General features: G+C 42.7%; 20 protein-coding genes. 11 read left to right on the top strand and 9 right to left on the bottom strand.

Going from position 1 to position 25,604, the window contains the following annotated elements; genetic code table 11:
* Positions 1-323: 323 nt before the first annotated feature.
* On the bottom strand, positions 324-977 hold the full coding sequence (locus MusilaSJ_RS06050; RefSeq protein ID WP_274989150.1) for a hypothetical protein: 654 nt from the start codon (positions 975-977) through the stop codon (positions 324-326).
* Positions 978-1,056: 79 nt separating this feature from the next.
* On the opposite strand from MusilaSJ_RS06050, the gene MusilaSJ_RS06045 reads away from it, so the two are divergent.
* The 6 genes from MusilaSJ_RS06045 (at position 1,057) to MusilaSJ_RS06020 (ending at position 11,754) form a co-directional block, all read left to right on the top strand.
* Positions 1,057-2,070: a threonine aldolase family protein gene (locus MusilaSJ_RS06045; protein WP_446725129.1), complete on the top strand. Its 1,014-nt coding sequence runs from the start codon at positions 1,057-1,059 to the stop codon at positions 2,068-2,070.
* A 208-nt stretch (positions 2,071-2,278) separates the two neighbouring features.
* On the top strand, positions 2,279-2,881 hold the full coding sequence (locus MusilaSJ_RS06040) for an RNA polymerase sigma factor (protein WP_274989149.1): 603 nt from the start codon (positions 2,279-2,281) through the stop codon (positions 2,879-2,881).
* A 93-nt stretch (positions 2,882-2,974) separates the two neighbouring features.
* Positions 2,975-4,168: a FecR family protein gene (locus MusilaSJ_RS06035; protein ID WP_274989148.1), complete on the top strand. Its 1,194-nt coding sequence runs from the start codon at positions 2,975-2,977 to the stop codon at positions 4,166-4,168.
* Between the two features lie 274 nt (positions 4,169-4,442).
* Entirely contained in the window at positions 4,443-7,844 is a 3,402-nt protein-coding gene (locus MusilaSJ_RS06030; protein ID WP_274989147.1) for a TonB-dependent receptor, read from the top strand.
* Positions 7,845-7,869: 25 nt separating this feature from the next.
* The gene (locus MusilaSJ_RS06025; RefSeq protein ID WP_274989146.1) at positions 7,870-9,372 is read left to right on the top strand and encodes a RagB/SusD family nutrient uptake outer membrane protein; all 1,503 of its coding nucleotides are present in this window, start codon (positions 7,870-7,872) and stop codon (positions 9,370-9,372) included.
* Between the two features lie 102 nt (positions 9,373-9,474).
* Positions 9,475-11,754, top strand: coding sequence for a GH92 family glycosyl hydrolase (locus MusilaSJ_RS06020; protein WP_274989145.1), 2,280 nt, complete (start codon positions 9,475-9,477; stop codon positions 11,752-11,754).
* 187 nt (positions 11,755-11,941) lie between these two features.
* On the opposite strand, the gene MusilaSJ_RS06015 is transcribed toward MusilaSJ_RS06020, so the two are convergent.
* Positions 11,942-12,556: a trimeric intracellular cation channel family protein gene (locus tag MusilaSJ_RS06015; protein WP_274989144.1), complete on the bottom strand. Its 615-nt coding sequence runs from the start codon at positions 12,554-12,556 to the stop codon at positions 11,942-11,944.
* A gap of 57 nt (positions 12,557-12,613) precedes the next feature.
* Complete coding sequence (locus tag MusilaSJ_RS06010) at positions 12,614-13,849, bottom strand: dicarboxylate/amino acid:cation symporter (protein WP_274989143.1); 1,236 nt, start codon at positions 13,847-13,849, stop codon at positions 12,614-12,616.
* A 119-nt stretch (positions 13,850-13,968) separates the two neighbouring features.
* Between MusilaSJ_RS06010 and MusilaSJ_RS06005 the strand changes: the two genes are divergently transcribed.
* From MusilaSJ_RS06005 to MusilaSJ_RS05995, 3 genes are all read left to right on the top strand, one after another.
* Positions 13,969-14,544: an HD domain-containing protein gene (locus MusilaSJ_RS06005; protein ID WP_274989142.1), complete on the top strand. Its 576-nt coding sequence runs from the start codon at positions 13,969-13,971 to the stop codon at positions 14,542-14,544.
* Positions 14,545-14,556: 12 nt separating this feature from the next.
* Positions 14,557-15,435 (top strand): YitT family protein, encoded by an 879-nt coding sequence (locus MusilaSJ_RS06000; RefSeq protein WP_274989141.1) that lies wholly within the window; start codon positions 14,557-14,559, stop codon positions 15,433-15,435.
* A 205-nt stretch (positions 15,436-15,640) separates the two neighbouring features.
* The gene (locus MusilaSJ_RS05995; RefSeq protein ID WP_274989140.1) at positions 15,641-16,279 is read left to right on the top strand and encodes a hypothetical protein; all 639 of its coding nucleotides are present in this window, start codon (positions 15,641-15,643) and stop codon (positions 16,277-16,279) included.
* A 128-nt stretch (positions 16,280-16,407) separates the two neighbouring features.
* Here the strand turns inward: MusilaSJ_RS05995 and MusilaSJ_RS05990 are convergent, their stop codons facing one another.
* From MusilaSJ_RS05990 to MusilaSJ_RS05980, 3 genes are all read right to left on the bottom strand, one after another.
* Positions 16,408-17,451 (bottom strand): adenylate/guanylate cyclase domain-containing protein, encoded by a 1,044-nt coding sequence (locus MusilaSJ_RS05990; RefSeq protein WP_274989139.1) that lies wholly within the window; start codon positions 17,449-17,451, stop codon positions 16,408-16,410.
* Positions 17,451-17,828 carry a response regulator gene (locus MusilaSJ_RS05985; protein WP_274989138.1) on the bottom strand — a complete coding sequence of 126 codons (378 nt, stop codon included), beginning with the start codon at positions 17,826-17,828 and terminating at the stop codon, positions 17,451-17,453. Before MusilaSJ_RS05985 ends, MusilaSJ_RS05990 begins: the two co-directional genes overlap by 1 nt.
* A gap of 63 nt (positions 17,829-17,891) precedes the next feature.
* The gene (locus MusilaSJ_RS05980; protein WP_274989137.1) at positions 17,892-19,283 is read right to left on the bottom strand and encodes an ATP-binding protein; all 1,392 of its coding nucleotides are present in this window, start codon (positions 19,281-19,283) and stop codon (positions 17,892-17,894) included.
* 262 nt (positions 19,284-19,545) lie between these two features.
* Here MusilaSJ_RS05980 and MusilaSJ_RS05975 point away from each other — a divergent pair, with 262 nt between their 5' ends.
* Both MusilaSJ_RS05975 and MusilaSJ_RS05970 read left to right on the top strand, forming a co-directional pair.
* Complete coding sequence (locus tag MusilaSJ_RS05975) at positions 19,546-21,210, top strand: ATP-binding cassette domain-containing protein (RefSeq protein WP_274989136.1); 1,665 nt, start codon at positions 19,546-19,548, stop codon at positions 21,208-21,210.
* Positions 21,203-22,261, top strand: a complete 1,059-nt coding sequence (locus MusilaSJ_RS05970) for a glycosyltransferase (RefSeq protein ID WP_274989135.1) — start codon at positions 21,203-21,205, stop codon at positions 22,259-22,261. The genes MusilaSJ_RS05975 and MusilaSJ_RS05970 overlap by 8 nt, the downstream gene beginning before the upstream one ends.
* Positions 22,262-22,294: 33 nt before the next feature.
* On the opposite strand, the gene MusilaSJ_RS05965 is transcribed toward MusilaSJ_RS05970, so the two are convergent.
* The 3 genes from MusilaSJ_RS05965 to MusilaSJ_RS05955 all read right to left on the bottom strand — a co-directional run bounded on the left by MusilaSJ_RS05965 (position 22,295) and on the right by MusilaSJ_RS05955 (position 25,437).
* Positions 22,295-23,395 carry a glycosyltransferase family 4 protein gene (locus MusilaSJ_RS05965; protein WP_274989134.1) on the bottom strand — a complete coding sequence of 367 codons (1,101 nt, stop codon included), beginning with the start codon at positions 23,393-23,395 and terminating at the stop codon, positions 22,295-22,297.
* Positions 23,396-23,540: 145 nt separating this feature from the next.
* The gene (locus MusilaSJ_RS05960) at positions 23,541-24,680 is read right to left on the bottom strand and encodes an amidohydrolase family protein (protein ID WP_274989133.1); all 1,140 of its coding nucleotides are present in this window, start codon (positions 24,678-24,680) and stop codon (positions 23,541-23,543) included.
* Between the two features lie 4 nt (positions 24,681-24,684).
* Positions 24,685-25,437, bottom strand: a complete 753-nt coding sequence (locus MusilaSJ_RS05955; RefSeq protein ID WP_274989132.1) for a class I SAM-dependent methyltransferase — start codon at positions 25,435-25,437, stop codon at positions 24,685-24,687.
* Positions 25,438-25,604 lie beyond the last annotated feature (167 nt).

Here is a 25,604-nt window from a genome sequence, read left to right as displayed (position 1 = left end):
GGGAAAAAGAGAGGAGGGACCGTTTTTTATCGTGTTTTAAACTCTGAATGGAGGCCAAAAGAAGTGGATTTTGCGTTAGGGATAGTAGCGGATACCGGCCCGTGGCTAAGGCCTGTGCAGTATGAGCGGATAGCCCGGCCGCAGGCAACGCCACTATTAGATTTGAGATGTAAGACATAAGATTTGAGACATCTTTGTCTGAGAATGCTATTGTACATTGTTCCAAAAAAACGATCTGATCTTTTCAAGTCATCTTTTTTACATCTTGATAAAACCCAGCCTTACGAAATTTTACTTTGTAAGGTTTCAGGGTTAATCTCTATCTATTGCCTTGCTTTTTGTAGTTCGTCAAATTTGGCAATGAGCTTATCGATATTCTTAAGATTGTATTTATGCTCATGGATCTGATCAACAAGGTCGGGTTCATCTCCCATGATATCGCTCATAATATCTTCAAAATTTTCATCGGTGAGGCGTTTCATACCTGCAGTGGTTTCACCATAATAATAGGTTGTTTTTGAACTTCCGCCCCGGCCACCGCCGCCGCCAAGGTTAATGCCGATGCCGCCGCCAATTCCGCCGCCGTAACCACCGCTTCCGTAGCCTGCTGATATCCCTGGTGTAATACCAAAGCCACTGCCTCCTCCGCCTTTACCACCTTTTGCCATGAACAGTTTCACCGGCTCATCAAGCACTACTTTTACAAAGTCGGTTTCTTCCTTGGTCCACGATTCATTTGCCGGGGCATGCGCCACAACAAAGCTGTCCTGACCAATAACATACGATCTTAAATCGCTGGCGCTTAATTTATATGGATTGGTTTTTTCGTTTTCCTTAAACTCAATGAAACCTTCACCTTTTATTGGCCCTTTTCCAGAAGGATTAGCGCGGATCAGCCCGGTTTCGCGGTTGCCCTTTACATCAGTAAAGCTACCCTGTTGCCATTTTTGCGATTTTGCTGATACAAAACACAGCATGAAAAATAAAATGATTAAAATTGAGCGCATAACGAGTTCTGAATTCTGATACAAAGAACGCAAATTTTAACTTTTTAATATGATCACTGTTGATTTCCGAAGCGATACTGTAACCAAGCCAACCCCAGGCATGCTTGAAGCTATGTGGAGCGCCAAAGTAGGGGATGATGTTTTTGGCGAAGACGAAACCATAAATGCCCTTGAAGCTAAAGCTGCCGCTATGTTTGGTATGGAAGCTGCTATTTTTTGCCCGTCGGGCACCATGACCAACCAGATAGCAATTAAATGTTTTACCCAGCCGCTTGATGAGCTTATTGCCGATCAAACCGCACATGTTTACAGGTACGAGGGCGGGGGCATTGCTTTTAATTCGGCAGTATCAACCCGGTTGTTGAATGGTTACCGGGGCATCCTTACGCCCGAAATGATAGAGCCGGAGATCAATGCCGAAAACATCCATTACCCACATACCAGTTTGGTGGTGCTCGAGAACACGGTTAATAAGGGCGGCGGCAGTTGCTATACGCTTGAACATATCAAACCCATTGCCGGCCTGTGCCGCGAGAAAGGTTTAAAGCTTCACCTTGATGGTGCCCGGATCTTTAACGCGCTTACCCACACAGGTGATGCAGCAGTTGATTACGGTCAATATTTTAATGGGATTTCAGTTTGCCTTTCTAAAGGATTAGGCGCACCCGTAGGCTCGGTTTTATTAGCTGATGAGGAAACTATCAAATATGCCCGTCGTATCCGCAAGGTATTGGGTGGCGGTATGCGCCAGGCAGGCTTTTTAGCTGCCGCGGGGATTTATGCGCTTGATCATCATGTTGAACGCTTGAAGACAGACCATGCCCACGCGCGTATTCTCGGCGAGGAACTGGGCCGCTTGCCGTGGGTAAGCAATGTAATTCCGGTTGAAACCAATATTGTTTTATTTGATACGGTTGAACCGGCTGTTGCGGTGCTTGCCAAACTTGCAGAAAAAGGCATTAGGGCCAGCGACACAGATAAAAACCGGATCCGCTTTGTAACTCATTTAGATGTGCATGCCGAACAGGTGGAATATACAATAGGGGTATTAAAGGGGTTGTAAATTTAGATGGTTTGCCAACACCATTGTACTGATTGACATTTATTTAATATATACTTAATAGTTAAACAACTTTAAGAAATGCGACCGTTTTATATTTTTTCAAACATTTTCAATTTCTTTACAGTTATACGTTGGTTTCATCGATATAATTATTAATGCTGCAAATACTGCGAATTTTATAATATTTGCAGCAACCATACATTAGCCTATGTTTGAATTTACTCAATCAAATGAGAAGGAACTGCTTTTGCAAGTGGCTCAGGGTAATGAGTTTGCTTTTCGTCAATTGTTTTCTGTTTATCACCAGCGTTTAGGCGTTCATATCTTGCGTATAACCCATTCTGCTGAACTGGCTGAAGAGGTTGTACAGGATGTGTTTATGAAGATCTGGATGACCCGCGAAACGCTTACGGGGGTTGATAATTTCAAAGCTTACCTGTTTGTAATTTCAAAAAATCATGCTTTAAACTGTTTACGCAAAGTTGCCCGCGAGCAGATGCAGCTTAAAGAGTTGGAAGAAACCCGTATTGTACCTTTTAATGCCGAAGTACAGGAAACAGATCATTATTATAATTTGATTGATGAGGCCATTGATCAGCTGCCGCCTCAGCAGCAAAAGGTTTACCTCATGAGCAGGCATAACCGCTTAAAGTATCATGAAATTGCCGATGAGCTCGAGCTATCGCGCGAAACCGTAAAGAAATACCTTCAAATTGCCACCACGTCTATAAAAGATTATGTGCATGAACATATGGAGGCAATAGCGTTAGTAATGGCGCTGATTCATTTTTTTATTTTTTTTAAAAAGTAATACCCCCTTTTTTAATCTAACAGGTGTCATGTATATGAGATCTGCCCCAACTTGCTGTAGCCAATTATACAGTTATACCGAAAAACAGTTACTATGAGCGAAATTTACGCCCGGCTTGATTATTTGTTTAACACTTATTATAACGGCACTGCTACGCCAGCCGAGCGCGATGAATTATTTGAGATCATCAATTCATCGGCAACTGATGCGGAGCTGGCATCGCTCATACATCATGTCTGGGATAAGCTTGACGATAACGGGCCGCTTTTTGACCGGTCGAAAAGTGAAGACATGCTTGCCGGTATCTTGAGGGCTAATACCGAACAGCCCGCTCAAGTGCAGATAAGGAATAATAATTTAATGTGGAGAAGGTTAGGTGTTGCTGTTTCATTCTTATTTCTTGTTGGGTTTGGCGCTTACATTTACAACAATCAAAAAAAACAGATTGTTGCAAAAAAAAGTATTGCCAAAACGCGTACTAAAAATGATGCTTTACCGGGCGGTAACAAAGCCATTTTAACCCTGGCCAGCGGTAAAACTATTACGCTTGATAGTGCACAAAATGGTTTGCTGGCACAACAGGGTACCACTAAGATCAATAAAACCCGCAACGGTCAGCTGGTATATGAAGCCGGTACTAATGCCGATGCTCCGGTTATAAATACTATCTCAACTCCGCGTGGCGGCCAATATCAGCTGGTTTTGCCGGATGGGAGCAAGGTTTGTTTAAATTCGGCATCATCATTAAGCTTTCCAACAAGGTTTACGGGCAAAACGCGCGAGGTCACCATCACCGGCGAAGCTTACTTTGAGGTTGCCAAAAATCCGCAGATGCCTTTCAGAGTTAAATCCGATAACACAACAGTTGAGGTTTTAGGTACGCATTTTAATATCATGGCCTACAGTGACGAGACCGAAATGAAAACCACATTATTAGAAGGCTCAATAAAAATAAGCAATGGCACTGCAAACGGTATTTTAAAACCCGGACAGCAGGCTGTGCTCAATAAAGCCGGCAAGCTCAAGCTACTTAACGATGTTGATGTAGATGATGAAATAGCCTGGAAAGATGGCATTTTTCAATTCAGAGATGCGGGGATAGATGCCATTATGAGGCAGGCTGCCCGTTGGTATGATGTTGAGGTGGCCTACGAAGGCAAAATACCCCAGCGCGAATTTACAGGCCGGATTTCCCGAAATGTAAAAGCATCTCAATTAATGAATATGCTTGGCTACGCCGGGATAAAATTTAAAATTGAAAATAAGCGCATTACCATACAGCAATAGCATAATTATTATACCTACTATATTAAGCAACCAATTGTTAACAATTTAAACAACCCTATGATGGAAGAAATACCTGAGATAAGTTAGCCCGCCCCCTGGGATCAAATTGGTAAAACGGTTTATCATGCGTTCAAACATGTGTATCAAATTCCAAAACCAGCATATGAAAAAACCGGGAAGTATTCGCAGTACGTTCCCGGCATAAACATCTGGGTCCCAAATTTCTACAATCGATGAATTGAAAGTTAATGTTTAACCCAAACTCTACAAACTTATGAATTTTAATTCTAAGGCCACGCCTTTGGCATGGCCTCAATTACGCAAATTTATATTGGCCATGAAGCTAACTGCCTTTATTATAATTGCGGCCCTTACCAATGTGAGTGCCAAAAGTTATAGCCAGATAGTTACTTTGCACCAAAAAAACACTACCGTTGAAAAAGTACTCCGCTCCATTGAAAAACAAACAGGTTATCATTTCATGTATGATAAGCAGGATGTATCAAAGGCCGGAGCAATCAACATTGAAGTTGCAAACGTATCTATAGAGAATGCGCTTGATCAATGCTTTAAAGATCAGCCGCTTACCTACAAAATTTTTGATCAAACCATTGTTGTTAAAAAGAAGGATGAGCCCATTGTATCCCAGGTAGCTGTTGCCCCGATTAAGGTAACGGGTACGGTAAGCGATGCCAAAGGCCCACTCCCGGGTGTTACTGTTAAGGTAAAAGGCACCAATGTTGGTGTACAGACTGATGTTAACGGTAAATACAACATTAATGCACCCGATGGTAATGGTACACTGGTATTTACATTTATCGGATATACCACCAAAGAAGTACCTATTGGCGGCAAAAGCCAGATTGATGTTGTTTTGACAGAAGAGCCCAAAGCCTTGAGCGAGGTGGTTGTAGTTGGTTACGGTACTGCCAGAAAGGTAGACCTTACCGGTTCGGTAGGTAGCGTAGGCGCAAAGCAATTACAGGAGCGTCCGCAAACCAATCTTGAGCAGGAATTGTCTGGTAAAATTGCCGGCGTGAACGTATCAAGTAACTCTGGCGCACCAGGCGGTGCAACCAAGATCCGTATCCGTGGTTACAGTTCTATCAATACCAATACCGATCCGTTATATGTTGTAGATGGCGTGGTTTGGACTGAAGGCGGTAATGCCATCAACCCTAACGATATCGAATCTATCGACGTTTTGAAGGATGCTTCATCAACTGCTATTTATGGTACCCGTGGTGCAAACGGCGTAATTTTGGTTACTACCAAAAGAGGTAAAAAAGGTGGTACTATTTCATATGATGCCTATATGGCAGTAAATCATATGTTTAAGGAGATACCCGTTCTTAACTCAAAACAGTTTATGCAGATTGAGGATGTTTCTTACGCCAATATCAAAAAATATGACCCTACCGGCTGGGCTGCGGGCGACTATACCGACCGTAACCCGGTAACGCAAAGAACAGCCCTTATCGGTAAACTGTTCGATCAAAATTTGAATCCATTGTATGATGTTGACTGGCAAAAAGCCACAACACGTACTTCGGTAAGCCAAAACCACAACGTTTCGTTCACCGGTGGTGCCGAAAATGTAAACTATGGCTTGTTCCTGAACTATGCCGATGATGAAGGTATTATCCTTAACAGCTATCTGAAACGTTATAATGTGCGTTTAACGGTTGATAACCAGATAAAACCATGGGTAAAAGTTGGTGCTACATTAAACTACAACTACCAGGATGGCCGTAACCAGGATCAGGGTACAGGCGGCAACAACATTCCGCGTATGTTGATTGAGATGGTGCCTTTTATTCCTGTTAAATACCCTGACGGAACTTATGGTAAACGTACCGATTATCCTAACCTTGAAGGCGGTGATAACCCGGTAGCACAAGCCAACGAAATTCAGTCACTTACCCGTAACCGTATCTTCAGCGGTAATGGTTATTTGAATTTAAACCTGCTGCCAGGTCTTGAATTCCGCAGCGTTTTAGGTGTAACTACATCTGCTAATTATAACCCGGCTTCGCAAAGCGGTCTTGTTGGTGGTCCGGTTGCAGGTCAAAGCTATAGCTCGGCCTCAATAGAGGAGTTTAACAGGACGTTTTGGCAATGGCAAAACTATTTTACTTACAACAAAACCTTTAACAAGGTACATTCTATAAACCTTGTTGCAGGTGCTGAACGTCAAAACTACCAGCAACTTCGTTTAAAAGGATCAACGGGTACATTATCTGACGATTTTTATGAATATTATAACCTATCTGCCGGTATTGTACCTAATAAGCCAGAGTCTGATTATGATGCATGGCAAATGCAGTCGTTTTTTGCCAGATTGAACTATAATTACAACGAGAAATACCTGTTAACTTTAACGGGACGTGAAGACGGCTCCTCACGTTTTGGTACTAATAAAAAGTACGGCTTTTTCCCTTCTGCGGCGTTTGCATGGCGCGTATCTCAGGAAGATTTCTTAAAAAACAATAAAACTATATCCGACCTTAAATTAAGGTTGAGCTACGGCTTGACCGGTAACTCCGAAATTGGTGAGTACCGTTCGCTCGCAAACATTAATACGGTTGGCTACGCCTTTGGCGGCAACAGTGCGGTAGGTACTACGCAAACCTCGATAGGTAACGAGGATCTGCAATGGGAAAAAACCGCGGAGTATGATTTGGGCTTTTCATTGGGCTTGTTTAACAATCGTTTAAACATTGAAGCAGATGCTTATCTGAAAAAGACAAAAGCATTGCTTTTAAATGCACCGCTGCCAGAAACAAGCGGTTTTCAAACCGTGTATAAAAATATAGGTAAGCTGCAAAACAAAGGTCTCGAATTCACGATCAATGCTACTCCTATAAAAACACAGGATTTTACCTGGAATACTACATTTAATATTTCTTTCCTGAAAAATAAGATCCTGCAGTTAGGTGCATCTAATGATGATATCTTCCTTGCTCCAACTTTCCTTTCGCAATTTAACCTGATGCGGGTTGGTCTTCCGGCCGGTAGTTTTTATGGTTACAAAGTGCTTGGAACCTGGGGAACTGCTGAGGCTACCGAAGCTGCTAAATATGGCTTGTTACCAGGCGACCTGAAAATACAGGATACCAATGGCGATGGCAAAGTTAGCGCTGACGATAAAGTGGTATTAGGTAAATCAATACCTGATGGTTATGGTACTTTCAGCAACAACTTCCGTTACAAAAACGTTGACCTGGGTGTTGATCTGCAATTTAATTACGGTAATCAGATCATGAACCTTACCCGCCACTCGGGCCAGGACCGCACTGGTCAGGCAAACAGCTATGCTACTGTACTTAACGCCTGGACACCGACTAACCAAAATACCAGCATTGCCGAAAGCAGGCCCGCTTATGTGCGTTATCAAACCGAAATTTATTCAACCAAAGTTGAAAGCGGTAATTTTATTCGCGGCAGGGCGGTAACACTTGGTTATACTTTTAATGACAATATTCTTAAAAAGTTAAAGTTAAGCCGTTTAAGGGTGTATGCGCAGGCACAAAACCTGTTCCTGATAACCAAATACACCGGTTATGATCCAGAGGTATCAACATACAATGCCTCAAGCAACTTCACCCAGGGTATCCAGTTTTATGATTATCCAAAACCACGTACTTTCCTGTTAGGTGTTAATGTTAGTCTTTAATTAAAAAATGTTAAAACATCATATTATGAAATTTAACTTTAAAAAATACAGGGTAGGTGGTTTGTTACTTATCCTTGCTGCTGCTACAGGCAGTGGTTGCAAAAAATATCTCGATGAAAAAAATAAGAGCAACTTTGTTAAGGATAGTTATTTTGCCAGCTCAAACCAGGCCCAAACCTTTGTAAACGGCTTATATAACGTAATGTATTTTTTCCAAAATGGAGATGCTTACGGTGAGAGCCCTTTTATTACACTGGAGTTGTTTGCCGGCCATGCCACTTCGTTAGGACAGAGCGTAAACAATGGTAATGTGATCCATCAGCGTACCGATGCAGTTAATCCTGGTTTTGAAACAGTATGGTACAACTGCTACAAGGGTATCGCAAATGCAAATCTTGCCATTGAAAAGATCCCAGGCATATCACCTATGGATGATGGATTAAAAAAGAAACTGATAGGTGAAGCTTACTTTTTCAGGGCATTTTATTATTACCACCTGGTGCGTTTATATGGCGATGTTCCGCTGATTACCGCATCGCAAACAGTGAGCAGCCCTGATCTGTATCCTTCACGTACACCTGTGGCCGATGTTTATAAACAAATCGTCAGCGATTTACAGGCAGCCGAAGCATCAGGCATGCCAAATACTGATGCAACCGGTCGCGTTTCATTGGGGGCTGTTAAAACCTTATTGGCCAGCGTTTACTTAACAACAGCAGGCTTCCCGCTAAAACAAACCGAAAACTATGCCAAGGCAGCATCAGAAATTGAGCCTGTTTTAGGTTGGTACTCTTTGTTTTCTGATTATGCATTCCTGCATGATAATGCGCACAAAAATCAGCAGGAATTAATATTCCAGATCAATTACCTGGTAGGTACTCAAACTAATGCTATCCCTCAGCTAACTATTCCATTTAACCTGTTGGTTGGTGCGTATGGCGACCACCTGGGTGCTATGATCCCAACTAACCAGTTTGTGGCAAGTTATGAGGCAGGCGACCTTCGTATCCAGGAACGCCAGTTTTATTTCTCAAGCTATCCTCAATATGGTAACCCCGGCAACATCATTCAGTTTGGCGAACATGCGCTTTACAAATACTTCCATGTTGAAAGTGCGGCTCAAAGCGGTCGAAGTGATGAGAACTGGACTTTATTGCGTTTGCCCGAAGCTCAGTTGATCTATGCTGAAGCAACTAATGAGGTGAGCGGGCCAACTGCTGAAGCTTATGCCGCTGTTAATGCTATCCGTGCACGCGCTAAACTTGCGCCATTGAGTAATTTAACCAAAGATACCTTCCGCCAGGCAATCTGGAGGGAGCGCTATCATGAACTCGCTTATGAAAATAAGGCATACTTTGATATGCAGCGTACCCATATGGCCTACCTGCCGCAATCAAACACTTTTGCCGACCCTACCGCTTCGCAAACAGAGCAGGGCGTAACCTTTAAAACTCAATATTACCTGTGGCCTATACCACAGCGTGAAATCAGCACTAACAGTAAATTAACCCAAAATCCGGGTTGGTAATTGTATAATGCAAATAATACACTTAAAAGACTGGCTATATCAAGCCAGTCTTTTATATTTACGGCTGGTAAAACGTTTCATCAAAAATCAAATATTTAAACAATGAAAAAAGCCCTGGTACTTATCACATCAGTGTTGTTGGCGTCGGGTACTTTTGCTCAGCAGGTAAATAAGGTTATCGATCCTGTTGAATACATCAATCCGTTGATGGGTACCGATTCGCACTACGACCTTTCAAATGGTAACACTTATCCCGCTATTGCCCTTCCCTGGGGGATGAATTTCTGGACACCGCAAACCGGCGTTATGGGCGATGGATGGGCGTATACTTACGACGCGCACAAGATCCGCGGTTTTAAACAAACCCACCAGCCATCACCATGGATGAACGACTATGGGCAGTTTGCCATTATGCCGGTTACCAAACATGCAGTAGTAAGCCAAAATAAGAGGGCGAGCTGGTTTTCACACAAAGCCGAAACTGCCAAACCATACTATTATAGTGTGTACCTGGCCGATCATGATGTAACTACCGAAATTACTCCAACCGAGCGTTCGGCACAATTCAGGTTTACTTATCCTAAAACTGATAGCTCTTTTATTGTAATTGATGCGCTGAACAAAGGCTCATATGTAAAGATCATGCCCGATCAGAAGAAGATTGTAGGCTACTCAACCAAATATGCGCGCGGCCCGCTTAAAAACTTTAAAAACTATTTTGTTATTTATGTAGATAAGCCAATCACCTATGCGCATACTTTCAGCGATACTACCCAGGCCGATGGCCTGGAACTAAAAGCTGAGCACGCAAGTGCTTTGATAGGTTTTAAAACAACTCAAGGCGAAAAGGTTCATTTGCGCGTAGCTTCATCATTCATCAGCATTGAACAGGCCGAGCTAAACCTGGAGCGTGAGCAGGGTAAAGACAGCTTTGATGTAACCTGCCAAAAAGCCAAAGCCGTTTGGAACAAAACATTGAACCATTTACAGGTTGAAGGTGGCTCTGTCGACCAGATGCGCACTTTTTACTCATGTTTTTACCGCATGGTTTTCTTCCCGAACAAATTATATGAGATAGATAAGGATAACAAGATTGTACACTATAGCGCATCTACAGGTAAAGTATTCCCCGGTTATAAATTCGCGGGAACGGGCTTTTGGGATACCTTTAGGGCGTTGTATCCCTTCCTGAACCTGGTTTATCCATCCATCAACAAAGAAATGCAGGAAGGCCTCATCAATGATTATAAAGAAGGTGGATGGCTGCCTGAATGGTCAAGCCCTGGTTATTCGGCTGTGATGATCGGTAATAACTCGGCATCAGTGGTGTCTGAAGCTTATTTAAAAGGTTTGCGTGGTTACGATATCAACATCTTATGGGATGCTTTGGTACACGGCGCTAACAATGCTGGTCCGCAGGCTACGGGCAGACAGGGGGTGGAGTACTATAATAAATTAGGTTATGTGCCTTATGATGTTAAAATTAATGAGAATGCTGCCCGTACATTGGAATATGCATATGATGATTTTGCCATTTATAAATTAGGTAAAGCACTGGGCAAACCCGAATCGGAGATTGGTATTTATAAAAAACGTGCCATGAATTATAAAAACCTGTTTGATCCGGAAACAAAACTGATGCGCGGTAAAAACCAGGATGGTACTTTTGAAAAACCATTCAGTCCGTTTAAATGGGGCGATGCGTTTACCGAAGGTAACAGCTGGCATTACAGTTGGAGCGTTTTTCAGGATATGCAGGGCCTGATTGACCTGATGGGCGGCAGGCAGAAATTTATCGCCAAACTGGATTCGGTATTTACCATGCCCCCGGTATTTGACGATAGCTATTATGGCGAAACCATTCACGAGATCCGTGAAATGCAGATCATGAATATGGGGCAATACGCCCACGGCAACCAGCCTATTCAACATATGATTTACTTGTACAATTATGCAGGTGAACCATGGAAAACCCAGTTCCATGTGCGTGATGCTATGGAGAAGTTATACAAAGCTACTCCGGATGGTTATTGCGGTGATGAGGACAACGGCCAAACATCGGCCTGGTATGTGTTCTCGGCCATGGGTTTTTACCCGGTAACGCCGGCCAGTGATCAGTACGTTTTGGGTACACCACTGTTTAAGAAAATTACGCTAAACCTTGAGAACGGTAAAAAGGTAGTGATCAATGCAGCTAACAACAGCCCGGCTAATAAATATATCAATACGTTAAACGTTAGCGGCAAGCCATATGATTTAACCTGGTTAAGCCATTCGGAACTTAAAAAAGGAGCGGTACTTAACTTTAATATGGCTCCTCAGCCTAATAAGGCAAGAGGCGTGAAGGTAAGTGATGTTCCATATTCGTTGAGTACGGAGTAGCCCCCTAACCCCTGAAGGGTGAACAATGGTAGATATTTTAATAACAACCAAGGCGAGGTAAATCCTCGCCTTGGTTGTTAAACGGCTACTGCCGCGGGCTTTCAGCCCGTGGTGAACCATCCTGTCAGCTTTCAGCTGACGTAAAAACAAAATCCGAAATCGAAAATCCCAATTCCGAAATCAAGAATTAATGCCATTCTTCCCGGTACACAAACTTGGGCATTTGCCAGTTGTATTTGATAGAAAATAAACGTAATGCAAGGCCAATAACACAAGCTATTACAATTGCCACCCCATTGGGCGCACCCATATGTTCGAGACCTAAATAGCATGCCCCAGTTACAATGGATGCACTGGCGTAAACCTCCTTACGGAACAGCAAAGGTACTTCATTACACAAAACATCGCGAAGCACACCGCCTGCACAGCCGGTTATCATGCCGCTTAGCAAAATGATAAGCCAGGGCAGATCAATTTGCTCCGCTATCTGGCAGCCGATGATAGTGAATACCACCAATCCCAAGGCATCAAGATAAAGGAACAGCGTTTTCATTTTGGTCATGAGGCGGGCAATAACAGCGGCTAATATGGCTGCTGCTGCGGTGATCACTAAATACTCGGGATGTTCAACCCAACTCATGGGGTAATGATTAAACAATATGTTGCGAACGGTGCCGCCGCCTAATGCCGTAACCCAGGCAATAATACAAACGCCAACCCAATCCATATCTCTTCGCCCGGCAGAGAGTGCCGCCGTCATGGCCTCAGCAATAATGGCTATAATGTAAAGAATGTGAAGCATACAGGTAGTGCAAAAGGTTTATTTATACGCCAATATAATAAACCTTTATTGAATATGTTATAGTTCTCTATTGTAGGGGGGCGGTTTCATCCAGTCCTTTCCTTCCGTAAAGCGGGCTACCAGCATGGCAGCAGCCGTATCGCCGGTTGCATTCAACAATGTGGCCATTGGGTCAACCAGCGTACCAATGATAATGGCCGGCGGGAGCGCCTCCGGCGGGAAACCATAAGCCGAAATAAAAAGCAACTCACCAATGTAACCGCCATTGGGTATACCACCTTCAACCAGGCTTACTAAAACTGTCATAGCAAGGGCAATGATAATAGTTTCAGCGTTGTCAAAGCTTTTACCGAACAGGGCAAATACTACAGCCATTTTTACTATTGACGAAATACTTGAACCATCTTTATGCAAAGTGCCGCCAAGCGGGATAGTAATATTGGCAATAGCATCAGAGATTCCCATTTTTTTTGCGGCATCCAAATTTGCCGGGATGGTTGCAATGCTGCTGCAGGTACCCACAGCAGTAGCCGAAGGTATTATATTATTTTTCCAGTATCGCTTAAACGCGTTAACACCACCGGCGATAAAAGCATACAGACTGAATATCGCCAGGTAATAAAAAGCGCCAACTCCATAATATAATGCCATCGATCGCGCGTAGCCGCCAAAGAGCTGCGGCCCGAACACTCCAACCTGGTAAGCAAAATAAGCGCCCAGTCCAATAGGGCCAATTTTCATGATAAGACTAAAAATATTCTTAAACACCTCGTTACCGCTATGTAAAAAGCCGGCAAACGCTTTGCCTTTTTCGCCTGCATGCAGTGTAGCAAAGCCGGTGATCACCGCAAAAATGATCATGGCCAGCATGCTTTTGCGGGATAACAGCTGGTAAAATTCGCTCGTGGTAAAGAGGCTGGTTAGCTGATCGCCAAAAGGTTTTTTAGTGATGGTTTCGGTAATTGGGCTGGCCACGAGGTGCTGATGGATTGGGAAGATCCAGATGGCAATGATAGTCACGATAGCAGCGACTATCACTGTTGATACAAACACCAGTGAAGTAACGCCCAGCAGTTTCCCCAACCTTTGTGAGCTGTCTAACGCAGCAATAGCTGATGCTATAGCAAAGAAAACCAGCGGCACAACGGCAGTGAACAGCAGGTTCAGGAAAATATCGCCAATGGGCTTGATCACTCCAACTTTATCGCCTAAAACAGCCCCGGCAATACTGCCAATGATGATACCTGTTATTAATAGGATGATGCCTTTATAGTTTTTAAACCAGCTGTTCATTTTGCTAAGATAATTAATTTGTGCAGGGCAGAGGCATGGTAATATGTCTTCGCGGTTTTGAATTTTGCTAATATCAGTATCCCTCAAATTAATATATTAGCGCCTATTATAAATACTGAATGCAAGTAGAACAAGCCGGGGACTTTATCCTCGACAAAATAAAGAAAGAACTCCCCGAACATTTTCATTACCATAATGCTGATCATGCGCTTGATGTTTATACTGCTGCAAAACAAATTGCGGCGGGTGAGGGGATAATCGAAGACGAATTGGAGCTATTACTTACGGCCGCTTACTATCATGATTCAGGTTTTTTGTACGGTCAGGTCAATCACGAGGTTGGTTCCTGCAAAAACGCACGACAATATTTACCGCAATTTGGTTTTACCAATGATGAAATTGAGCAGGTTTGCGATATTATTATGGCAACCAAAATGCCGCAAAGCCCTCACAATCATTTGGGCCGGATAATTTGTGATGCCGATTTGGATTATTTGGGCCGAAATGATTTTTTTATCCTTAGTAAAAGGTTATTTTCGGAACTTGTAATTACAGATCACCTTGAATCGGAATTGGAGTGGGACAGGCAGCAGGTGAAATTCCTGCAAAGCCATCGATATTTCACCCAAACCGCACTCAGGCTCAGGGCTGAAGGTAAAAACGAGCATTTGAAAATTATCACAAAAAAAATTTAAATACTGCTATTAATGACACAACCGGGTTTAAAAATTGAAGAAATTTTAAAAGACGTAGTCACAGTAATTATCGGCATTTTATTCTGTGGGTTCGCCCTAAAAGGTTTTTTAGTACCTAACAGTTTCTTTGATGGCGGGGTAACCGGTATTTCTCTTCTTCTTCACGAGCTGTATCATTTCAACATAGCTTATGTAATCATCATAGCCAACATCCCTTTTATTATCATGGGCATGTTCCAGGTTAATAAATCATTTGCACTAAAAACGCTTGCTTGTGTAATTGGACTTGGCTTATGTTTACAATTTATAGAATACCCAGTAATAACCCAGGATAAACTATTGGTGTCTATTTTTGGTGGCGTATTTATGGGCCTGGGCGTGGGGCTATCCATTCGTGGAGGGTGCGCGTTGGATGGTATCGAGATATTAGCTTTATACACCTTAAAACGCAGTAGTTTCACCATTAGCGAAATTATTTTAGGTATCAATATTATTATTTTCCTGATAGCAGCCGTTGAGTTGGGTTTACAAACAGCGTTATATTCTATTTTAACTTATTACACTGCATCACGAACAATAACGTTTGTAATAGACGGATTAGAGGAGTATACGGCTGTAAATATCATTTCGGGCCAAAGTGAGATTATTAAAGAAAGACTGGTTATGGAACTCGGTCGCGGGATCACCATTTACAAAGGTGAACGTGGCTTTATGAAAGAAAGTTTTGATGTTCATCAACCGGTTGATATCATCTTTACGGTAGTAACCCGTTTGGAAGTACGCAGGTTAAAAAACCTCGTACATAGCATTGACCCAAAGGCATTCGTTTTTACAAGTAGTATTAAAGAAGCCGCAGGCGGGGTGTTGAAGAAGAAGGTGAGGGATCATTAATTGGAAGTCTTAAGTCCTGAGTTTTAAATCTTAAGTTTTTCTTGCTTTTTCTATTGTATCTTTATTGCGCTCATCTGTGATGAGTGCTTAATGTGGGTTTGCGTTTATAACGCACCGGCGATACAATCGCCAAACCATTTTAAGCGCTCGTTAAAAAAATCAACAACCGCAAGGCACGTATACTTACAACAACCTAAACTGCAAAATGAAAGAGGAATACTGGTACTTTGGAGGCCTGGCACTTTTCTATTTCGGAAGATTACTTTACCTGTATTATCAAAAAAGGTGTTACCGCAAGACGGGTGAAGAAATAGCCGACTATCGTTATGATAGATACCTGGAGTTGAGAGAAGAGACATTTGCGCTGAAACCTGAAGACTTAGGCATAGAGGTGCCCGATGATAAAGAAACCGCTTTTGCCCTGATATTAGAAATGCATACTTATGCAGTACTACAGGCTGTTGTTGCATTCTCTGATGGCAAGGTTTGGGCGTTTAACACCGCCAATGCCCGCAAAAATGTTGGTGATAACAAGGCCGTGGATTTACGTTCTGCAGCTATTGAAGCTGTTGCGGCGGCCCAATATCATTTTGTGAGAATGAGAAGAAGGGATGCCGATACGCTTCTTCCGGGGCACATCAAATTGCATATAATAACCAATCAGGATATATACTCCGTCGGTGATAGGATCAATGAAATGCTACATGAATCATCGGAATGGGCAGAATTGATTACAAAAGCTTTTGCAGTGGCCGACGAATTGAATGACGCTGCTAACAGCAAGTCCTTGAAGCGAGTGTATACCAAAATTGCAGTGAAGCGTAGCAGACCTGCAAACTTTTAACTGTTATGCGTGCTTAATCCGGACCTGCGTTTGTAATTTATGGTAAAAATGATGGGGTGAAGTTGGAAACTTCAATGATGCTACACCACGGGTTACGCTACGCTAAACCCGCGGTAGCTATTTTTTAATTAATCAACAACCTCGTAAATCTCCACCGGTTTTAACTTGTTCTTGAGGCTTACCTCACCAATTTTATTGAGGGCGAAAGATCCTTTTGCCTGCTCATAAACATCGGCGCTTACAATGATCTGGTTGGCTTGTGCCACGGTTTGGAGGCGCTGGGCCAGGTTCACAGCATCGCCAATTACTGTGTAATCGAGCCGCTTTAATGTTGCCGAACCAATATTGCCCGAAATCATTTCGCCCGAATTGATACCGATAGAAACAGAGGGTTTGAACGTTTTGTCGCCAGCCTGGATCTCATCAGCCCCGTGCATTTTATCACGAACAGCAAGGGCTGCATCAATCGCCCGGTCCAGGTGATATTCGCCGCGGAAAACGGCCATAACGGCATCACCCATAAACTTATCTATGTGGCCATTTTGAGCAATGATTTCCTGTACCATTACATCAAAGTACTTATTGATCATACCTACAACGGTGTTGGCCGCAACGTGCTCAGTGATGGCTGTAAAGCCGCAAATATCAATGAATAAAACCGTTGCCTCGATAGTTTCATTACTAAGCAAACTGTTCTCAAACTCCTTATGGGTCATGAAGTTGAGTACGTTCTCATCCACATACATGCGCAGGATGTTGTTTTCCTTAATGGCCTGCATGGTTTTTTTGAGTTCGATTACGTGTTGCAGCGTTTTCTCAATGGTAATATCGAGATCTTCAAAGTTTACGGGCTTGCAAACAAAATCAAACGCACCCCGGTTCATGGCCGTGCGGATATTATCCATATCACTATAGGCTGATACCATTACTGCTTTTAATACGGGGTTAGCATCAGGTAGTTTGGTAAGCAGGGTAAGGCCATCCATCTCGGGCATATTGATATCGCTCAGCACTACATCAATATCCGGATGATCTTTTAACCGGGTTAACGCTTCAAAACCATTTTGGGCAAACACAAATTCATACACGCCTTCCCTTATCTTTTTTCTGAATTTTTGCCTGATCAGTAATTCCAGGTCCTGCTCGTCATCTACTACCAGTATCTTGGCCATTATTGTTCTAAGTGTTTAAGTTTGTCTTTCAAATTATTAAAATCAAGTGGTTTGGTTAAAAAGTCGTCGGCTCCAAGTTCCATTGATTGTTTATAGTTTTCATCATCGCCGTAAGCGGTGATCATCATCACTACCGGCGGTGGTTTTTCGTAATGCTGCCTGATGCTGCGCAATAGTTCAAGTCCGCTCATACCCGGCATATTGATATCAGATAAAATTAGTATAACCTGCGAGTGGTGGTCTTCCAAAAAATGAAGAGCCTCTTCACCTGATAGTGCGAAATTGAACTCTATCCCGCCGCTTTTGATCTCTTTCCGGAAACGTTGTAAAAACAAGGGTTGAACATCGGCCTCGTCATCAACAACAAGTATTTTCATAGTACTTCAAAGTTAAATTTTTGTGTGGTTTTATTAGTGGTTAAACGCAAAAATTACCCGCGTTTAACTTTGGGCAACATTGCCAACAGGTATGCAAATTACAAACCGCGCAAATTCGCCTTCGGCCGTTTCAACCTTAAGTTCGCCACCATGCCCTTTAGTGATAATATCATAACTCATGGAAAGACCAAGCCCGGTGCCCTGCCCGGTAGGCTTGGTGGTAAAAAAGGGCTGGTAAATTTTATCCAGAACCTTTTGAGGGATGCCCGTACCATTATCTTCCACTGTAATTTGTACCATGTTGACACCTGATGCCGACCGAACCTTTTGAGTATTAACGGTTACTGTCGGGTCGTATCCATCTCCCAAAATCCGTTTCTTTTCGGTTACTGAGTAAAACGAATTATTAAACAGGTTAAGCAGCACGCGGCCCAAATCCTGCGGAATAGCTTCTATTTTACCCAGATCAGGATCAAAGCTGGTTTTCATGCCTGCATTAAATGATTTATCCTTGGCACGCAGGCCGTGATAGCTTAGTCGCAAGTACTCATCAGCCAGTGCATTGATATCGGTGGGCTCTTTTTTACCCGTTGTAGCGCGCGAATGCTGCAACATACCTTTAACAATGGCATCAGCACGTTTGCCATGCTGGTTTATTTTGCTCAGGTTTTGGGTAATGTCGTTAATGATATCGCCCGCATCTTCCTTCACATCGTCGGGCAGTTTATCAAGTACTTCGTCCTTTAGTTCCTCAAGCAGTTCAATGCTTACCTCGCTAAAGTTGTTCACAAAGTTCAGCGGGTTTTGAATTTCATGCGCAATACCGGCAGTGAGTTCACCTAATGAGGCCATTTTTTCTGATTGGATCAACTGGGCCTGAGTACTTTTAAGTTCGGATAATGCCTGTTGCAATTCTTCTGTTTGGCGGGTAAGTTCGGCCGTACGTTCACGCACCTCGCTTTCAAGGTTTACCTTCATGGCGGCCATCATGCGGTTTTGCTCCTGCTCGGCAAAGCGTTGTTTCCGTTCATTTTCAAGGGCCTTGGTTTGCTTGCGGCTGAGGAGCCAAAGCGAAAAAGCCCAGATGAGCGAAAACATCACTAAGCTTTGAATCAGGCTATCGTGGTTGTTATAAAACGTAGGAAACCATTTTTCTAATAAATCCTGTATTAAACCTGCAATTGCATAGGGGATCAATGCAAAAGCGAGTTGTTTGCCAGATTTCAGATCTTCAATATAATATGGCGCTACCACAACACCTAAAAAAAACAGGTGCGAGATTATTGTGGTCAACTTCTCTCCATGGTCAAAACTTACGCCGAATACGAAGATTGCTATAGCAATATAGTAGCCTACGTTAAGGTATTTGTTCCATTTTGTTAGGAGACCATCATTTTTCAGGTGTCTCCTGTATTGGGTAATCACAAATACGGCAAGGAAAGGTTCTAAACTCATGAAGCTGGTTTTATATATTTTTTAATAAATCCGAAGCCGAAATTTAACAATTTTACAGAGAATATTAAATTGTGCCTGATTAAAGATATTTAATAAGCAATATAACACAGGCTGGTTTTCCATTTGCCGAAGAGTTAATCTATCTATAATCAAATAGATACGATCAATTCATTATCTGTATTTTACAAAGCAACCATCAAACCGTAAAAAGCGTAACTGATAACAAAGCCAGTGATGGACCTGGTTTGTTGTTATTATTGTTTTGAAGCAAATTTTAAAAAGTATTCTGCTCATCCTTAATCAATCTGAAAAACGGGGACTTGTCAGGTTAATTATTGCTGATATTGTTATTGCTATGTTGGATGTTGCTTTTTTAGGCTTGCTGCTAATGATGGTTAATTTTTATACACAGCGAGAGCCGGGAAATAACTATAGTTTTTTACCGGCCGGCTTTGCCAATAATAAATCATTGTGGCTTATCGGTATTTTCCTGGTGCTTTTTGCGATAAAAAACTGTATTGGTTTCTTTGCGCAAAATGCGCAGCAGCATTTTTTTTACAAGGTGGCGTCAAGGCTGTCCGAACGTAATATCAGGAATTATCTTGATGCAGGTTTTGATCAGTTTATTCACGTTGATTCATCTATCCATACCCGACGAATCAGCCAGCAGCCTATCGAGTTTAGCCATTACATCCTCACCAATTTTCAGCAAATAGTATCTCAAACTGTATTGATCCTTTTTACTATTGGGGCTATTATGTTCTATCACCCGGCCTTGTTTGTTTTGTTGTTTGTGTTGCTGCTGCCGCCTGTCACGGTTTTGGGCTGGTTCATCAAAACCAGGCTAAAATTTATCCGGGGGCAGATCAAAACTGTGAGCGAAAAAACGCTTCAGCATTTAAACGAATCCTTATCAGGTTACGTAGAGAGCAATATTTATCAAAAAAATGATTTTTTTAGTCGTCGGTTTTTTAGCTACCAACAGCAGCTCAATCAAAATATAGCTTTACAGCAAACCTGGCAAAATCTGCCCTCTCGTTTGATGGAAGTATTTGCCGTTCTGGGTTTTTTTATTCTCATCGCTGTAAATAAATTAATGGGCGATACCCCGGTGGTTAGTATCCTGACCATCGGTATTTTTGTAGCGGCAGCGTATAAGATCATCCCCGGTATTGTGAAAATCCTGAACAGCAGCGGGCAAATGAAGACCTATGAATTTATCCTGGCCGACCTCATAGTTGAACAAACTGATAAACCACAGGTTAATGAGGTTGTTGACGAACAGATTTGGTCATTGAAATTTGAAAAAGTAAGTTTCAGTTACCCGGACAAAACTGTTTTGGATGAGCTTTACTTTGAGATAGCTCCCGGTGATATTATGGGCATTTCGGGGAATTCAGGGAGGGGGAAAACTACTATCATTAACCTGTTAACCGGTTTTTTGGAGCCGGCCGAAGGGGGCATTTATATCAACAATAAAATTGCTGCCGCGCCAATGCGCCGGCTTTACCGTAAAAACATTTCCCTGGTTAAACAACAACCGTTTTTTATATATGATACTATCCTGAAAAACATCATACTTGACGATAAAACTGCCGATGAGCAAAAGCTGACCAGTGTACTGGAGTTTTGCGGCTTAGATAAGCTGGTTGCGGAGTACCCAGAAGGCACAGCTAAGGTTATTACCGAAAACGGTAAAAACATCAGCGGCGGTCAGCGCCAAAGGATCATGCTGGCCCGGGCGCTTTATCATAATCATGATCTGTTAATTTTAGATGAGCCTTTCAGCGAAATGGATGCGGATGCAGAAAATGAATTGTTAATCAAATTGCAGCAACTGGCCAGGCAGGGAAAAATGATCATCCTGATCACCCATAACAAGGCCAGCCTGGCTATCTGTAATAAAGTGATCTCGCCCAATGGATAACCGTAAAAAAACATTGCTTATCCTGAGCCCCGGTTTCCCGGAAGACGAAGCCGATACTACCTGTTTACCGCCTCAACAGGTTTTTGTACGGGCGTTGAAAGCCGAAAATCCGGAACTGCATATCATTGTGCTAAGTTTTCAATATCCCTTTTTCGCTGCCGAATATGATTGGCATGGTATACGGGTGATCAGTTTTGGAGGAAGAAGCCGTGGTAAATTATTCAGGCTGAATACCTGGCTAAAAGTATGGCGAGCTTTAGGGCATTTAAATAAGCAATACCAAATAATGGGCTTGTTAAGCTTTTGGCTTGGCGAATGTACTTTTGTTGGTCATTATTTTGCCCGGATAAAAAATATTAAGCACCGCTGCTGGATGCTTGGGCAGGATGCTAAAGCCGGGAACAAATATGCTAAGTGGATAAAGCCCAAAGGAGAGGAGCTGATAGCGCTGTCGGATTTTATTGTGAGGGAATTCACTAAAAACTATCATGTGAAACCACTGAATGTTATCCCTGTGGGAATAGATATTTCATTATTTGGTGATTTATCTGCCGGAAAAGACGTTCATATTTTAGGGGCAGGGTCACTTATTTCCTTGAAACGGTTTCACCTGTTTATAGAAACTGTTGCCATGCTGAAGCAGTATTACCCGGATATAAAAACAGTAATATGCGGCGATGGCCCTGAAAAAGAAAAGTTAATAAAACAGATTAAATCAAAGCAACTTGAAAGTAACATAACCCTTGCAGGCGAACTACCGCATCATGAAGTGCTTAAAATGATGCAGTGCTCAAAGGTGTTATTTCACCCTTCGGAATATGAAGGCTTCGGCGCTGTTTGCCTTGAAGCCCTGTATGCGGCAGCCGAAGTGGTAAGTTTTGTTAAACCGATGGATGATAGTATTACCAACTGGCATATTGTAAATGATATGGAAGAAGCCGGGCAAACTATCCGTTGGGTTTTGGATAAACCGGATTCGGAGAAGAAAAATGTATTGGTTTATGAGATCAGGGATAATGTAAGGAAGATGATGGAGGTGTTTGAACGGTAGATTGGATTTGCGACCGGTAAAGGCAAGCAGTGCCTAAAGGCTTTGCACTATGCTCTCAACCCTCTCGGCAATAGCCTCAAACGATAAGTTTTGCTTATAATATTCAATGCATAATCTCCGCTTTTCTGCAACATTCATTTGTGTAGTTTGCAGAAGCGCATCAAGTAATGCAGCTTCATTTCCCGGTTCATATAATACGCCGCATTCCCCATTGTTAGTGATCATCCTGAACGAAAGGATGTTTGTAACCAACGGCACGCATCCGCATGACATGGCTTCGCAAATAGCGGTGCCGCTGCCCTCATAATGTGAGCCGGAGAGAATGAAATCGGCACTGTTGTACCAGTACAATAAATCGGCGTGTGGCACTTCGCCAATTAATTCAATGGCTTCTTTATGGGGAGATGAGTTTAACAATTCGTTGATCTTCGGCAGCAAATCTTCGGTATGATAGATCATAAAGAGTTTTGGCCCGGCCGAACTTTCAGCGAATTTCAAAAAGGCCTTCACCACATTTAACGGATCTTTATTTTCGTTTAAACGGCCTACCCATAAAAACACCGGTTTGCCTTTTGCACCCGTTTGGGAGTTGGCTTCCAGGCGGTCTATAGGGTAAAAAACAGAAGAAACTTCCATCACCTCGTGTATTTTACCGGGTGATTTGAGGTTGCCGGCGGCAATCCATTCCATACCCATATCATGCGACGCAAACAAGTTGGCGTCAACTATTTGGCCGGCTGCCCGTTGAAGTAGTTTTTTTAAACCGGTGAAAGGTTTTTCGGCATGATTTTGCACAATGATCTTTACTTTGCGGCCAAGCATAAGGCGTAGCTGGATAACCTGCGAGGGGAAAAGCAAGCCATGGATTATTACCACATCGGGTTTCAGGCTTTTAATATACAAGTGCAAAGCCCATGGAAAATATTTGAGCGCCGCTTTTGGGTATCTTCTGAAACGGTAATTAACGCCGTTTTGTGTCAGCTCACCTTCGTAATTGATTTGTTCAATGCTGATCACCTCGTTGCTTTTGGCCAGGGCATCTAATATGCCGGTATACATGTTAATGCGCTTTAACCAGGCCTGTGGCCGGTTAAACTCTTTGGTGTACACATAACTGGCTAAAACGTATCTCATTTAAAAAGTATCAATGGTGGCAAAAGCAAATACTATTTTTATTTAGTGGTATCAAGGTCTTTATCCAACCCCAAAATGTGGCATCCACCACCGCTTAAATAAACCGCTTTGGATTTCGATTTTGACCATATTTTTTTTACTATATTCATGCTGCTGGCAGGGCTGGATAGGGTATGGGAAAAACGGCATCCGGCTTGTATCGTTTTATTTCGGTTATCAAACCAGGGATATCGCCCATCACATATTTGAAATGATTGCCGGTAAAAACCTTGCTGTAATTTTGGTTAATGATACCGGTAAGCTGGTGGTAAAGCGACTCATCAAACAGCAAAATCACGCCCTTATGCATCACCAGTAAAATATCATTGGGTGTTATATCATAAAAAGCCTGTAAACCGGCTTTGTCTTTTGCTTTAGCTATTATAATATCCGCATCAAATCCGCTGGTAATGCTGCCACTATTTAGTTTCCAGGTTTGGGCAGGGGATGAAGTAAGAGAGTTGTATAGTTCATCATCATTAAGCATTTGGGTTTTACGCGCAAGGCGAATGTGATGCCAGATGTCCCAATGCCCGGTAAGCGTGCTATCTGTGCCAAATAAAATCGTTGTTTTTGTTTTCAGCTCATCAATGGCCGCTGTTTTATTAAGCAGGAAATAGTTTGATTCGGGACACCAAACCAGGGCTTCGAAATGTTTGGCCTGTTTAGGGGCCATAGCCACCCCATGGATCCCAATGAGTTTACGCTTAAGGATATTCCATTTAATTAGTTCATCTATTTCGGTATGGGCGATATTGTTTGTGCCCTCGCCTATATGGATGACGGCCGGTTTATTTATTTTAAGCGGGTTATTGAGCCGTTTCTTCCAGTTTTTTTCAAACCGGACGGAGTGGATACTCTGGCAATTGTCAAATATGGTGATGAGAGGATCATTTACGGTAGTTTTTTCGCCATGATTTACTACTGTAGTAACGCCGCAAAGCAGGTTTTTATAAACACCCCAGCGTTCGCGCAGGGCAATAGGGATTTTTAGCACAGATGCAATCTCACCGGCGTAAGCGCGGTGAATGTGCTTTCCCCATTCGGTATAGCTTTCATAGGTTTTATTGCCAAGCTGCGGAAAAAGATTAAAATCAAGATGGTCATGCGAGTTGATCAGGCCCGGAAAAGCAATGGCATTCACAAAGGTTAGCTGTTCGTGGTCATCAGTATGTGAGGGGGAAACCTGTTTTATTTTACCCTCACTTATACTTATGCTCACCACGGCATCGTTTCCCGGTATCATGACGTTATTCAGTACCATCGGTTCTCCTCAAGTGCAGCCCGTAAATAATGGGGAAGCCTTTATACTTATCATAAACACGAAGCGCGTTTTTATTGGCATAATAATGCTTCATGGTTTCATCTATTTTAATTTCTTCTTCTGCAATTAGCTTAAAATCGTTTTTTAGCAACAGATCTTTAATGGTATTTACGGGGTGTACATAGTTTTCGACCGCTATAAAACTGCTGCCATGTTTAAATGTCCGCTTGCCGCCGTTTGCCAGTGTCTGCGGATGGAAATCGGTAATGATGATGTCGCCGGTCGGTTTCAGGATCCGCATCCAGGCCTGCAGGGCAACCTCAATATTTTTGATGTGCGCAACGGTAAGGGTTGAAACTATGGTGTCAAAACTCCCCGATGGCATGTCACCGAACAGGTCGTCGGTAATTCGGTAAATATTTGCCGATGGAAACTTTTGCTGTAAACGGGCCAGCATCCCGGCAGATGTGTCAAAGCCTGTTAACCGCCCTGGATTTAACGCAAACATCTTTTCCCAATGCCTGCCGGTGCCGCAGCCAATATCGGCCACATTTTTACCGGCAATACTTGTGCTGTTTACCAACCGCGGAAACAAAACTTCATCCAAATCGAGCATAAGGTTACCTGGCTGCGCATCATAATGCTCGGCCCAGATATCGTAGGCATCCACCGAGTTTTTCTCTATGATATTGGGCGGAAAAAAACGTTGCTTAATATAATTTTTTACAGTTTGGATCACAGTTCCGGGGGTATTTAATTAAACCTTATATCAGCAGATACGGCTGTTAAATAATAATGGTTGCCAGCTATTTTATTTATAAAGGCAGGCAACCTGTGTGAAAGCCAGGGCGTATTTATTATTGTGAAAGTGATAGTGTAGAAGCTCAGATTAATTGTTGAATGGGC

Origin of the sequence: Mucilaginibacter sp. SJ, from assembly GCF_028993635.1 — a bacterium.
Lineage (GTDB): Bacteria > Bacteroidota > Bacteroidia > Sphingobacteriales > Sphingobacteriaceae > Mucilaginibacter.
The sequence above is the reverse complement of the archived record's forward strand: the minus strand, read 5'-3'. Positions and strand labels throughout refer to the sequence as shown.

Coding starts and splice junctions, on each gene's coding strand:
- MusilaSJ_RS05995 (WP_274989140.1), top strand. CDS start 15,641: ATGAAAGAGGAATACTGGTACTTTGGAGGCCTGGCACTTTTCTATTTC.
- MusilaSJ_RS06005 (WP_274989142.1), top strand. CDS start 13,969: ATGCAAGTAGAACAAGCCGGGGACTTTATCCTCGACAAAATAAAGAAA.
- MusilaSJ_RS06015 (WP_274989144.1), bottom strand. CDS start 12,556: ATGCTTCACATTCTTTACATTATAGCCATTATTGCTGAGGCCATGACG.
- MusilaSJ_RS06020 (WP_274989145.1), top strand. CDS start 9,475: ATGAAAAAAGCCCTGGTACTTATCACATCAGTGTTGTTGGCGTCGGGT.
- MusilaSJ_RS06050 (WP_274989150.1), bottom strand. CDS start 977: ATGCTGTGTTTTGTATCAGCAAAATCGCAAAAATGGCAACAGGGTAGC.
- MusilaSJ_RS05970 (WP_274989135.1), top strand. CDS start 21,203: ATGGATAACCGTAAAAAAACATTGCTTATCCTGAGCCCCGGTTTCCCG.
- MusilaSJ_RS06040 (WP_274989149.1), top strand. CDS start 2,279: ATGTTTGAATTTACTCAATCAAATGAGAAGGAACTGCTTTTGCAAGTG.
- MusilaSJ_RS06000 (WP_274989141.1), top strand. CDS start 14,557: ATGACACAACCGGGTTTAAAAATTGAAGAAATTTTAAAAGACGTAGTC.
- MusilaSJ_RS05985 (WP_274989138.1), bottom strand. CDS start 17,828: ATGAAAATACTTGTTGTTGATGACGAGGCCGATGTTCAACCCTTGTTT.
- MusilaSJ_RS05990 (WP_274989139.1), bottom strand. CDS start 17,451: ATGGCCAAGATACTGGTAGTAGATGACGAGCAGGACCTGGAATTACTG.
- MusilaSJ_RS05960 (WP_274989133.1), bottom strand. CDS start 24,680: ATGATACCGGGAAACGATGCCGTGGTGAGCATAAGTATAAGTGAGGGT.
- MusilaSJ_RS05980 (WP_274989137.1), bottom strand. CDS start 19,283: ATGAGTTTAGAACCTTTCCTTGCCGTATTTGTGATTACCCAATACAGG.
- MusilaSJ_RS06030 (WP_274989147.1), top strand. CDS start 4,443: ATGAATTTTAATTCTAAGGCCACGCCTTTGGCATGGCCTCAATTACGC.
- MusilaSJ_RS06010 (WP_274989143.1), bottom strand. CDS start 13,849: ATGAACAGCTGGTTTAAAAACTATAAAGGCATCATCCTATTAATAACA.
- MusilaSJ_RS06035 (WP_274989148.1), top strand. CDS start 2,975: ATGAGCGAAATTTACGCCCGGCTTGATTATTTGTTTAACACTTATTAT.
- MusilaSJ_RS06045 (WP_446725129.1), top strand. CDS start 1,057: ATGATCACTGTTGATTTCCGAAGCGATACTGTAACCAAGCCAACCCCA.
- MusilaSJ_RS06025 (WP_274989146.1), top strand. CDS start 7,870: ATGAAATTTAACTTTAAAAAATACAGGGTAGGTGGTTTGTTACTTATC.
- MusilaSJ_RS05965 (WP_274989134.1), bottom strand. CDS start 23,395: ATGAGATACGTTTTAGCCAGTTATGTGTACACCAAAGAGTTTAACCGG.